We start from the raw sequence: 13,025 nt of genomic DNA, 5'->3' as shown, positions 1-13,025 counted from the left end.
TCGGTATTTGACGTTTGATTAGGGCACCGATATCCGTCGGTGCCTCTAATCAATGTATTAATGATCGACGGACAGCAAGCCGGCTTACGGAATTGCCGCGCTTGCGGACAGCGCCTGCCTGCGATATTCCGTCGGCGACATTCCCACAAGTCGGCTGAAAAAACGGTGGAACGCGGATTTGCTGTTAAAGCCGGATTCCAGCAGAACATCCAGTACGTTCATATCCGCCTTGTCCGGATCGGCCAGCAGTGTCTTGGCAGCTTCTACCCGGTAGCTGTTTACGTATTCGAAAAAGTTGGTGCCGAAGTGCTTGTTGATCACCGCGGAAACCTCCTTCGCCGGCAGGTCAATGCGCTCGGAAAACTGTTCCAGGTTGAGGTTTTTCTTGAGGTAAATCCTGTCGTTCTCCATCGCGTTGCGCACTTTGGCAATCGCGGGTTCGGAGGGCTCCTCTTCGGCGCTGGTTTCGCGGGTCTCCTCCTCCGGTTGGGTCACCAGCAACTGATGTGCATAGGTGAGGCTGTAGGCAAAGAAGGCATTGATCAGGATAAACGCCAGATAGTTGTCGGCGATGCCCATATAGTCCGCCACCACATCGCTGGAGAATTTCGCCACAACATGGACCACCATGGTCCAGCTCCAGGAAAGAAATACCCCCCAGGCCAGGGACCAGAGCCAGTTCAGCTCTGTCTCTGAATAGTGGGAATATTCATTCTTGAGTGCGGTGCGATAGCGGCGCACTTGCAGCAGCGCGGCGGCGGCGTAGACAAATGGCACCAGCGAGGCGAGATCCCACACAAATTCTATCGCGGTGGAGGGCAGGGCGGAGCCCGGTTGCCCAATATGCCGCAGGTCGTTGCTGGACATGCCGAAGATCGTGATACACACCAGCACCGCCACTGTGGGCAGCAGGTGTATGGCCTGGCGACGGTTGAGTGCCAGTTTTTGCTGGGTCAGCGAGCATACATAGAGATAGATCGCCGGGCCTTTCAGCAATAGCGCGGCGAATAGCAGATAGGGCAGGAGTGTTTGTTCAAACCAGGGAACCAGGGTGAACTGATCGTTCCAGAGTAACAGCGTGCAACCGGAAGCCACCGCAATAATCAGCAGGAACGCCGTGAGCATCTGGCCTTCATGGCGGGTGCGGGTGGGCAATATTGCCTGGAATACCGCCAGTAACAGGCATTCCGCCGCGGTCATCAGCAGAACCACGTCGTGAATATTGAAAATATATTGTTTCATTTTTTCATCGCCGTTTGGATTGGGACCTGTGTGCGTGGGCCGCAGCAGGTTCTCATTGTTATGTTTTATCGCTCTTATTGACTGGAGTATAAGAGAATTCACCTTCCGGTAGGAGCATTGGCCGCGACTGCGCCGTTTCCAGCCATCCCGTTTGCGGAATTTGCGAAAGTGACACTGCCCAGTTTGGTGATTTATTCAAAGTGGGGCGACGCACAGACGCTAGCGTCGCACACTGCATCTATCGGGTTTCCCGTAACTGGTGTGGCGAAGGGGCGCTCCTGAGATCAGGGCTCCCCGACGAAGTTCGCCTTACTGGGCCCGACTTCATCTCTCTTCTCCCGCTAGCAGGTCTTTTCTCGTCGACCTCCTATTATTGGCTGGACCGGCAGGGTAAACCTGCCGGCACTTTTTTCTTTCCCTCAATTATTCAAACTCTGGACGCGGCCGATGTTGGTGGCGCCTCATCCCTCTTTATTGGTATCCCCCTCAGGGGGGGAGGGCTGGAGTTTTTGTCGGCAAATCATTACCTTATAGCGCCATTTTTTCGGGCTGTGACGGGGCGCCGGAGTGGGTGGTCCGGGTCATCAATTTCACGCCTGTATGAAGGAAACATTTAAGGAAAGCGCCATGAGCAGAATCGTCGCGGATATCGGCGGCACCAACGCCCGCTTCGCCATCGCCCACCCGTATCAGGGAGGCTACCGGCTGGAAGATATCCAGGTGGTGAACTGCGCCAAGTTTGCCGACTTCTATAGCGCACTGGGACAGTGGCTCGAAGGGCTGGAGGGTGAGCGCCCGCGGCAGGCCTGTATCGCCGTGGCGGGTCCGGTGGAAAAGACGGCCGCAGGCGGCCGGGTGACCATGACCAATCTTGGCTGGGATATCCGCGCGGAAGAACTGTGCGCGCGTTTCCGCCTGGATCGCGCCCTGGTGGTCAACGACTTCGCTGCCCTGGCACTGTCCCTGCCGCGCCTGCCGGAAACGGATAAGTGGGCGCTGCGGGATGTACCGGCACAGCAGAATGGCCCCATGGTGGTGGTCGGCCCCGGCACCGGTCTCGGTGTCGCGGCACTGGTACACGACGGCGGCAACTACCGCGTAGTACCGGGGGAGGGCGGCCACGCCAACCTGCCCGCGGGCAGTGAGCGGGAACTGGAACTGCTGCGGATTCTCGCCCGCGACCAGATGCCGGTGTACAACGAGTATGTGCTGAGTGGTGGCGGCCTGGTCAATCTGTACCGCGCGGTCTGCGCCCTGCACGGCCGCCCCGCGGAGGACCTGACCCCGCCGGATGTGAGCGGGCGTGGTCTCGACGGCTCTGACCCCCTGTGCCGGGAAACCCTGATCGATTTCCTCAACTTCCTCGGTAGCGCTGCCGGTGATGCGGCCCTCTATTATGTGGCCCGCGGCGGTGTGTTCCTGGGCGGTGGCGTGCTGCCGCGGATCGAGTCCCTGTTGCCGGAAAGCGAGTTTGAGCAGCGTTTCACCGCCAAGGGGCGTCTGGGCGAGTGGCTCAAGGGGGTGCGGGTCGAGGTGCTCAAGGCGGGCTACCCGGCCCTGATCGGCGCCGCTGCCTGGCTGGAAAACTGAAGTTCAACGCCGCTAACACCGGCCAGTCCCTTCTTCTTCACTTCTTTTATGCGGGCTGAACATTTTTTGATCGGTCTGTATAATCCGCCCCCGTGGTGACAATCGGCCGGCCTCCTCCTGCGCCGGCCTCAGCTTCTCCCCCCTCCTCCCCCCCAGGGGGCGGAGGATATGGACTGCGGGTACGCCTAGGATGGCGCTACTCACCATAAAGCATAAGTCCAAGGGAGAAGATGATGAGTCTGACTAACAAAGGTTTCCGACCGGCGATGCTGTCCGCAGCCATTGCCGCGTCTGTAAGCGCATCCATCGGCGCCTACGCTCAAGAACAGAGCGAAGCGCTGGAAGAAGTGGTAGTAACCGGCATTCGTTCCAGTGTGCTGGATTCTCTGTCCGCTAAACGCGATGCGGACGTTGTTGCCGATGTGGTTGACGCCGGTGCGCTGGCATCGCTGCCCGATCAGTCCATCGCCGACGCCCTCGGCCGCCTGCCCGGTGTAACCACTGTGCGCTCCAACGGCCAGTCTTCGCAGCTGAACGTTCGCGGTATGAACGGCGACTTCCTGCAGACCACCCTGAACGGCCGCGAGCAGGCGTCTACCGCCGGCTACACCGAGAGCACCCGCTGGATCTCTTTCGACCAGTACCCGGCCGAGCTGATCAGCCAGGCGGCGGTGTACAAATCGCCGAAAGCTTCCCTGATCGAGGGTGGTGTCGCCGGCTCCGTTGAGCTGAAGACCGCCAACCCCCTGGACGCCCCGAACCAGCACAACTTCAACGCCAACCTGCGCGCCTCCTACAATGACGGCGCCGAGGAAGTAGGTGCCGATGAGTTCGGCCAGCGCGTGACCCTGTCCTACATGGGCAAGTTTCTGGAAGACAAGCTGGGCGTATCCCTGGGTTACTCCCACCTGGAGCAGCCGAACAACTTCAGCAAGGCCCGCGCCGGTGCTGACGACCAGAACGGCTATGTGACGGACGCCGACGGCAATGCTCGTCCGCAAGCCTTCCAGTGGCAGGCCGGTAACGGCACCGACACCCGCAATGGCTACATGGCCAATTTCGTATTCCAGCCCACCGACAATCTGCAGGCGAAACTGGACTACTTCAAATCCGATTTCGAGCGCGTGGATACCCGTCACGGTATCACCGTAGCCGGCCTGTCCCGTGTGGATGCCACCGACACCTCCGTGAGCAACGGCGTAGTGACCGATGGCACTATCGGTATTGGCGACCCCACCGCGACCAGCCCCTGGTTCGAAGCCCGTACCGAAGACCAGTCCACGCAGGCGGATACCGAGAGCCTGGGCCTGAACCTCGAGTGGAACATCAACGAGCGCAACACCATTGCGTTCGACTACTCCAGCAGTGAAGGCACCAAGACCCGCAAGGACCAGATCGCGTCCATGCACGCCTACGTTTACGGCACCGATGGCAGTGGCAACACCACCTGGATGGAAGATCCCAACCAGTCCCTGAGCTACTCGCTGAATGGCAGCGGCTTCCCCACCGCAATGTTCGACGGGGTGGACTTCACCAGCCTGGACAGCATGCGCCTGTCCCGCTACGAAGAGTATCCGCACACCTACACCGATGAAGTCGAAGCCTTCAAGGTGGACTACAAGTTTGACCTGGAGTGGGGTGCCATTGCCTCCATCGAAGCGGGCATTCGCAGTTCCGAGCGCACCTTCGACTCCAAGCGCGGCGCCTTCCTGTATGGAAGCCGTGACGGTCAGTTCAACGGATACTGTGCTGACAACCTCACCTCCGGTGACAACTTCATCGAGTGTATGCCGCAGTCCCTGGACGGCTTCGTAACCGTGGGTTCCGTTGATGGCGCGCCGGATCACCTGGTTATTACCAACATGGACGCGCTGGCCGACAGCATTTTCGGTGCGGGCAACTCCCAGGGTAAACAGGTATTCAGCCAGGACTGGACCTTTGTTGAGTCCGGTGCGGTTAAAGAAGAAGTATTCGCCTACTACCTGATGGCGAATCTGGACACCCAGCTGGGCAGCATCCCGGTGACCGGTAACTTCGGTGTGCGCGTTGTTGATACCGATGTGAAATCCAGCGGCCTGCAGAACGTAGGTGAAGGCAATGGTATCTCCATCACCGATGATGTGGGTGCAACCCAGAGCAACTACGACTACGTAACCTACGGTCCGGAATTCACCGACACCCTGCCGTCGTTGAACCTGAACTTCCACCTGAGCGAGCAGGACACCGTCCGCTTTGCCGCGGCCAAGGTTATGGGGCGTCCGCCGGTTGGTCAGCTGAAAGGCGGCGCCGGTTCCTGGAACACCACCGGTACCAACGAGTACAACGTGTGGACCAAAGGTTCTCCTTACCTGGATCCGTTCCGTGCCAACCAGATCGACCTGGCCTACGAGCACTACTTTGAAGAGGGTGGCGCGGTTACCGCAGCCCTGTTCTGGAAAGACATCGAGACTCTGGTTGAAAAGCAGTACATCTTCCTGGATACCCTGGACGAGCGCTCTGCACTGTTCGATGAGCTGGGCATCGTCATTCCGGAAGGTATGGTCGCTGGTGCATTCGAAACCTTCGTCAACAACGACAAGGGCGGTTACATCCGCGGTCTCGAACTGGCCGGTACCAAAACCTTCGACACCCTCCCAGGTGTGTTCTCCGGTCTGGGTATGACCGCGAGCTACTCCTACACCGAGAGTGAAACCGAAATCACCGGCGGTAACCTGTACGGCCAGACCCTGCCGCTGCCGGGCCTGTCTGAAAACGTCTGGAGCACCACCGTGTTCTGGGATATCGGCAACTTCAGCTCTCACGTGAACGTGCGCTACCGCGACGAGTTCATCCTGAACATGCCGATTCCGGGCAGCTCCACACCGGTTATGTCCCAGGACTACACCACTGTGGATGCACAGGTGTCCTACGGCTTTGATAGCGGCGTCGACGTGGTCTTCTCCATCAATAACCTGACCGACGAAGGTGATGTTATTGAATATGGTGTGGACAACGCCTTTGGCGAGTACAGCGAGTTCGGCCGCCAGTTCTACCTGGGCGTGAACTACAAGTACTAAGCAACAGTGAGTATCCCGGGGCTGGTTTTGACATCAATCCCGGGGCTTCACAGGGAACCGCCCGCCGCCGTTCAAACACTGTTTGATCGAGCGCGCCGGGCGGTTTTTTTTGCGAGATAAATGCGAGATAAAAGAGGCCTGACAAACAGGTCCGCAGTTTGGGAGAGAAGTCCATGAACAAGCAGAACAAACGTGTCCTCATTCTCGGTGGCGGCACCGCCGGCTGGATCACCGCTAACCTGATGGCCACCCACTGGGCCGACAAGGGCTTCGAAATCACCCTGGTGGAGTCGCCGGATATCGGCATCATCGGTGTGGGTGAGGGTTCCACACCGCCGCTGAAAGGCTTCATGGACGTGATCGGCGTGAAAGAATCCGAGTGGATGCCGGAGTGTAACGCCACCTACAAAGTCGGCATCACCTTCAAAGACTGGTCGGTAAAGCCCGGCTTCAGCGAGTACGTGCATCCCTTCCTGGCACAGCCGGATGAATTCACCGCGCCGGCGTTCTTCCACAACAGCTTTCTGCGCCGCAAGGGCATCGACCTGGAAGGGCACCCGGACCACTTCTTCCTCGCCACCGAGCTGATCCGCCAGAAGCTGGCGCCCATCGTGCCGGAACACTTTCCGTTCGAAATCGCCTACGGCTACCACTTTGATTCCGGCCTGCTGGGGAAATTTCTCGCCCGTGTCGCCGAGCGGAAAGGCGTCCGCTACAAAACCGCCACCGTCACCGAAACCCTTCTGGATGCGCAGGGTAATATCGACTGCCTGAAAACTGCCGAGGGCGAGACCCTGAAAGCGGACCTGTACGTGGACTGCTCCGGCTTCCGCGGCCAGTTGATCCAGCAGGCACTGGGCGTGCCGTTCAAAAGCTGTGCGGAAAGCCTGTTCAATGATTCCGCGGTGGTGTTCGCCACCGAACAGGAAGCGGACTATGCACCCCACACCATTTCCACGGCGCTCAAATACGGCTGGGCTTGGAAGATCCCGCTGACCAATCGCAACGGCAATGGCTACGTCTACAGCTCGAAATTTGTCGACGACGACATGGCCGAGACCGAATTCCGCGCACATCTGGGTTTGCTCGACAGCGACGTCGAAGCGCGCCGCCTGAAATTCAAGGTGGGCCGCGTCGAACAGCACTGGGCAAAAAACTGCCTGGCCGTAGGCCTGTCCCAGGGCTTTATCGAACCGCTGGAAGCGACCGCGCTGGATATGGTGCAGGAAACCGTCACCCGCTTTATCGAGTCCTACAACAACGGCAACTACACCGATCAGTACCGCCAGGAATTCAACGATCGCATCAGCGCGCGCTTCGATGCGGTGCGCGACTACATCGTGTGCCACTACCGCATTTCCTCGCGCACCGACACCGACTACTGGATTGCCAACGGCACCAACGAAAAAATCTCCCCCTCCCTGCGCTCGATCCTGATGTCGTGGATGGCCGGCAAGAACATCACCGACGAACTGCTCGCGCAGAAGCTGGATGTGTACTTCCCCAACGTGTCCTGGAACTGCCTGCTCACCGGTAAGGGCATCTACCCCACCCAGGAGCAACTGCGTCCCGGCAACGAGCTGGCGAATCAGTACAAAACCTCCGAGATCCGGGAATTCATTCGCCGCTGCGCGCTCAACTTCAACCCTCATCTGCAACAGCTTGCGTCGTTGCGGAGTCAGTGATCTGAATCGGTAGGCTCGGCTCAAGTTCGGCAGAAACCACTGCCGAACTTGAACCCTCCCAAGGTCACTGCTGCCGCACTAAGCAGTGCTGACAAACTCGAATCTTTTAGAGCCCGACCAGTCGGAGTTCTCCTCCTTCCTTTCCCTCAATTGTCGCAGACGCCATCTGATGAGTTGCAACACCAAGTTGTTGACTTTTACGTCACGCTAGCGCAAGTTCAATCCTCAAAGAGTTGCCGCTGAAATAGTCAAGAAGTTCGTAGTTTGTTTGGATTTTTTCAATGACCGGAGTGGTTCGGTCGTTAGCTGCAGAGTAACCGGAAGCACATTTGGGCGATGGTGGCCTTTGTGCAACAATTTCTCAGCCGGTCCAGGTGTGGATGGAAAATCCCAAAAACAGTGCGGATCTGGTCCTGGTTCTTGAGGCGAACAAAAGTAGTGGGTTGGTTGTTCGTTGGACTTCCAGTACAGAGTTGGAGATTTGTTACGCTAATGCTCAAATTTATGAGTATAGAAATTTTTTCGCGGCAATTGACTCTAAATTAAGAGAATCAAAAGAATACAGCGTGATCCTTAGGAAGGAAAACAGGCTTGCAGGCTGTTCTAAATAATTGAAATTTTTGGGATCAGAGTAGAGTGGCATTCAGAAGTTTGGAATTTGGAGGCCAGGGATTTGGGATGCGGGAATAATGTAGAGGATGAATAGAGATGAGCTTAAAGAGATTTTTATTGATATTTTGTGTTTCACTCTTAAGCTCAATGTTGGCAGGGTGTAAAGAAGTTAAATATTACGGATATGAACTGGCAAGCCAAGAGTTATCGGGCGGCGTTTTGCGCATTAATTTCGTGGGAAATTATCGTGAAGCTTACGAAGAAAGTGGGGGGAGCTTTTTGGAATGGGGCTTTCCGTACAATTTGCAGTTTTCTTTTTCGTGCTCTGGTCGCTGTGTAGTAGAAGGTCTTGTAATAAAAGAAGTTAAACTCTTAGGGTTGAAAACAAATAATCAATACGAGTTTTCTGATTTGGGTTTTGGTGATCCTAAGCTATACGATGGTAGAAAGGTGTTTAGGGCGTCAATTGGGCCTTTAACAGCTGAAAATTTTCAGTATGAAGACTATCAGATTAGTGGGGTGGCGCAGTTGGTAAATTCTGGTTCGCAGGTGGTAAGAGAGGAATTTGTATTGTTCCTAAAGACAGATTTTCGTATAGAAAAACGCAGTGATTTCTTTGACGAGGCGACAAGTATATAAAAGCGAATCGAAGGGGTCACTAAGTTTAAGGAGTTTTGGAGTTTTGGGGGCATGGGAGTTTTGGAGTTTTGGGGTCAGAGTAAAATTTTGTGTTTTCCGTTGTTGAATGATTGAGGTTATTGATATGTTATCGGTTATATGGCTTCTTGTATTTATCTCTATTTTTTTGCGGATGATGATTGTTAGCCGAGCAAGGTTTAAACATTATCTCCATCTTAGGCAGAAGTACCCTTCTCTCTTTGAGCAGAGTAGTCTCCCCTGGTACATGAGAGCTAATGATCAATTAGTTTATACAAGTATTCTTTTGAAGAAAAAATATCTAACTATTAACGGCAATCATGAAGAATGCGAGAAAATAAGACGATCCGTTTTGCTTGACTTATATATTGTTGCTCTGTTTTTTCTGTTAACAATTTTTCAGTTTGTTAGGCAGTCTGGATAGTAAGTTATAAGTTTAAGTTTTGGGGTCAGAGTAAGTTTTGGGATCAGAGTAAAATTTTGGTGTCAATGAATAAGATTTTTGGGGATAGAGGCATATGCTTGCTACTTGTGTTGCTTTGTGCGAGCGGATGCTCCTTCGTGATTGAAAGAGATCATCTGGCCAATGTTGCCAGGGAAGATCTTGGCGCTGTGATAGGAAAAAATACTAACCTACCGATACTTAAGTATGTAGGTGAGGACTTTATTGTGGTCTCAATTTCATCGGAAGTGGATCTGGTGGAAATGGCTCGCGGTCATAACATTGTCGCGGCGGACGTTCACTTCTGTGATGATACGGAATCAAAGTATTTTGTAGGGTTGGATCTTGTTTACTTGGAAGGGTGGAATGTAGATTCACGATCCTTGTGGGATAGAGCTAAAAGCGAGTCTCCAGATGTTTACGATCTAATCGTCTATACACACTGGGAGGTCACAAAAGATGCGAACAAAGGGTGGAGTGGTTATAGCAAGTTGGGATTCGATTTACATGAGTCGCCGAGAGATGTTTGCATCAGGCTAAGATATTTCGATATGGTTCGCGTAGTTTATTCAAATGAAATAAAAATCTCTGGAGATGAGATTCAGGAGCTCCTAAGTAGATAATGGGTTCTACCCCGTTATTAGGGAAATTTAGAGGTCGGAGTAAAATTTTGTGAGGGGAGTGCATGGTGGCTTAGGTGAATGATAAATATCGCAAGCAGCTGGTTAGCGTGCTCCGGATTTTTATGATTTCTTGCTTCGGTGGCGTACTTTGGTTTTTGGAGTTTTACATTTTTAATTCCCAAGAAAAATTTCATGAAATCCCGTTGAGTGTTATTTTAGGGAAATTTTTTCTCGGGTTTATTGTGTTTCTAGTGTATTCATTTTTTGCCATTGTTTATCGAAGAAAGTAAGGGTTTTTCAAACGGTGGGCATGAATTTTGGGGATTTTTGGGTCAGAGTAAAATTTTGACGCCCAATGGATCTTGCTGAAATTGCGATCCCTTATCCTGATGGCCATATATTCAAGGGGGAATTTATGGCCAGACTGCCCCGACTCGCGCCTGCGGGCACGCCCCTGCATTTGATCCAAAGAGGCAACAATCGCCAGATCTGTTTTTGCTGCGAAGATGATTTCATAGCTTACGCGGGCTGGCTGAAAGAGTACTCAATACTGTACAAAGTGAGTATTCATGCTTGGGTGTTTTTTTTAACGGAAAGCGGAGCGCTCGCATACCGGCTAACGGAATAACTGGCCCCCCGCCTATGTCTCCCCAGCGTGCAAGTGAAAAAGCCAGATTGGCGCAAACTTCAACATTAGGGTAGCCACTTTCCGGTAGTCTCTGGTCTGTTCACCAATCGTTTCAGCGATTGGTATTCCTCAACACAAATTTGCCACCGGGATGCTTCTGTCTGCGCCTTATCCTGGCTGGCGACCTCTGACCCGTTGTATTCAGGGAAAGAACCTATCTGACCACGGGAGAATGCTCATGTTGTCTATGTTTCGCGGAATCATGTCGATTTTCGGGGTTTCGCTCTGCCTGCTTGTGGTGTCCGGATGCGAGCGGCATAAGGCGGATACCGACGCGGCAACGGCTGCTGATACCTTAGCGCCGCAGCTGTCAGAAGATCAGCCTTCCACAAAGGGAATGACCTATTTCCTTGGCAGCCAGGCAACAGCGGACGACCTGGCCGAACACTGCGCAGCGAAGGAAAAGGAGCTGGATGCGGCGCTGGACGCCCTTGAAGCGGAGGAGGGGCCCTACACCGAAGATGGGTTCCTTAACCGCTTCAGCCGGCTCGAAATGCAGATTAGCGATGAGTACGGGCGCAGTTCGACACTTTCTTCACTGCATCCCGATGCGGATTTGCGCGCAACGGCGGAAGAGTGCGTCAGTGGCTTTAACCGCATCGCCACGGATGCACAGATGTCGCGCCCACTGTACGAACGACTGGAGGCCCTGGGGAAGAAAACGCTGGCCGCCGACAGCCGGCACTATGTGAATAAAACCTTGCAGGCGCTGCGTCTAAATGGCGTCGACAAAAATGAAGAAACGCGCGCGCGATTGAAGCAGCTGAGCGAAGAGATTGTGCAGACTGGTCAGGAATTCGGGCGCAATATCCGCGAGGATGTCCGCTCCGTGCAGGCGGAACCGGAGCAGCTGGCCGGGTTGCCTGAGGACTTTATCGATTCGCACCCCGCCGATGACAATGGCCTGGTCAATATCACCACCCGCTACCCGGATTTAATGCCGGTGCTGCAATACGCGGATAACGACCAGTTGCGGCTCGAGCTAATGCAGGCGTTCAGAAGTCGGGCATACCCGCAGAACAAGGCGGTGCTGGCAAAGCTATTGGGTTTGCGCCATGAACAGGCCCAGCTGCTGGGCTTCGACAAATTTGTTGACCTGAACACGGTCGACAAGATGGCGGGCAGCGGTGAAGTGGTGGAGCAGTTTATCCACCGGCTCGATGGGGAGATCCGAGCAGGAGTAAGCGCAGATTACCTGCGTCTGCTTAGCCAGCTGCAGCAGCAGAATCCGGATGCGCAGAGCGTGAAGAGCTGGCAAGTCAGTTACCTGAAGGAGAAGGTCCGCCAGCAGGATTATCAGGTCGATGCCCGCGAAATGAGGCAGTATTTCGCCTATGGCAGGGTGCGCGACGGCATTCTGGGGCTGGTGAGCGACCTGTTTGAGGTGGAGTTCAAGCCCTGGCAAACCGATGTCTGGCACCCGAGTGTCGAGGCCTACGAAATGTGGTCGGGAGAGCAACTGGTGGGGCGCTTTTTCCTGGATATGCATCCGCGGGAAGGCAAATTCCAGCACGCTGCGGCTTTCCCGATCCAGACCGGCATTCGCGACCAGCAGCCGCCGGTGCTCGCGCTGGGCTGCAACTTCCCGGGGGAGGGGGACCCCCAGGCCTTGATGGAGTTTTCCCAGGTCGAGACCTTCCTGCACGAGTTCGGGCACCTGATCCACGGGATGTTCGCCGGGCACCAGCGCTGGGCAGGTATCAGCGGTATCAAAACCGAGTGGGATTTTGTCGAGGCGCCCTCGCAGATGCTGGAAGAATGGGTGTGGGATCCGGAAACCCTGCGCACCTTTGCCATCAACAGCGAGGGTGAGCCCCTGCCCGATACGCTGTTCGAACGCATGTACGCGGCGCGGGATTTCGGACTCTCCACTGACACGGCGCGGCAACTTGGCTTTGCGGCACTTTCCTATGCCCTGTACCAGTCCGACCCGGCGGAATTTGACCTGGATACCCGCACCGCGGAAGTCGAGCGCAAGTACGCGGTCTTCGAGCCGGTGCCGGATGCGCACATGTATGCGAGTTTCGGACATCTCGACGGCTACGCTTCCAACTACTACACCTATCAATGGTCACTGGCCATCGCCTCCGACATGTTCAGCCGCTTCGAACAGGAAGGCCTGCGCAACAAAAAAGTGGCAGCGGAATACCGCGACCTGGTGCTGGCCGCCGGTGGCTCCAAGCCCGCCGCTGAACTGGTGCGGGATTTCCTCGGTAGGGACTACACCATCGACGCCTATGTACAGCGATTGCAACTGGCGAGTGCCTCAGACGTGGTGCGAAAGTGAGTGAAGTCGATTCCTGTTATATCTACAGGTGGCAAATTCAAACTACATGTGCAATAGCTTGAGTAGTAGTGAAATTTATTTCTTGGAGCCCGTTGATCGGGCACAAAAACGCGGCATTGAGCCGCGTTTTTTATTGGTCGGCA

The 13,025-nt window shown here is 54.8% G+C and carries 7 protein-coding genes; 6 read left to right on the top strand and 1 reads right to left on the bottom strand.

All coding sequences use genetic code 11. The features are described 5' to 3' along the window. Positions 1-84 precede the first annotated feature (84 nt). The gene (locus tag PVT68_RS09095) at positions 85-1,242 is read right to left on the bottom strand and encodes a helix-turn-helix domain-containing protein (protein ID WP_280322425.1); all 1,158 of its coding nucleotides are present in this window, start codon (positions 1,240-1,242) and stop codon (positions 85-87) included. 627 nt (positions 1,243-1,869) lie between these two features. Between PVT68_RS09095 and glk the strand changes: the two genes are divergently transcribed. The 6 genes from glk to PVT68_RS09065 all read left to right on the top strand — a co-directional run bounded on the left by glk (position 1,870) and on the right by PVT68_RS09065 (position 12,882). Next, the gene (gene glk / locus PVT68_RS09090) at positions 1,870-2,832 is read left to right on the top strand and encodes a glucokinase (protein ID WP_280322424.1); all 963 of its coding nucleotides are present in this window, start codon (positions 1,870-1,872) and stop codon (positions 2,830-2,832) included. A 233-nt stretch (positions 2,833-3,065) separates the two neighbouring features. After that, the gene (locus PVT68_RS09085) at positions 3,066-5,888 is read left to right on the top strand and encodes a TonB-dependent receptor (protein WP_280322423.1); all 2,823 of its coding nucleotides are present in this window, start codon (positions 3,066-3,068) and stop codon (positions 5,886-5,888) included. Positions 5,889-6,061: 173 nt separating this feature from the next. After that, positions 6,062-7,573 (top strand): tryptophan halogenase family protein, encoded by a 1,512-nt coding sequence (locus PVT68_RS09080; RefSeq protein WP_280322422.1) that lies wholly within the window; start codon positions 6,062-6,064, stop codon positions 7,571-7,573. Positions 7,574-8,281: 708 nt separating this feature from the next. Then, positions 8,282-8,824 carry a hypothetical protein gene (locus PVT68_RS09075; protein WP_280322421.1) on the top strand — a complete coding sequence of 181 codons (543 nt, stop codon included), beginning with the start codon at positions 8,282-8,284 and terminating at the stop codon, positions 8,822-8,824. Positions 8,825-9,403: 579 nt separating this feature from the next. Beyond that, positions 9,404-9,907 carry a hypothetical protein gene (locus tag PVT68_RS09070; RefSeq protein WP_280322420.1) on the top strand — a complete coding sequence of 168 codons (504 nt, stop codon included), beginning with the start codon at positions 9,404-9,406 and terminating at the stop codon, positions 9,905-9,907. Between the two features lie 866 nt (positions 9,908-10,773). Next, positions 10,774-12,882: a M3 family metallopeptidase gene (locus PVT68_RS09065; protein WP_280322419.1), complete on the top strand. Its 2,109-nt coding sequence runs from the start codon at positions 10,774-10,776 to the stop codon at positions 12,880-12,882. Positions 12,883-13,025: the final 143 nt, after the last annotated feature.

It is taken from the genome of Microbulbifer bruguierae, from assembly GCF_029869925.1.
Classification (GTDB): Bacteria; Pseudomonadota; Gammaproteobacteria; order Pseudomonadales; family Cellvibrionaceae; genus Microbulbifer; species Microbulbifer bruguierae.
The sequence above is the reverse complement of the archived record's forward strand: the minus strand, read 5'-3'. Positions and strand labels throughout refer to the sequence as shown.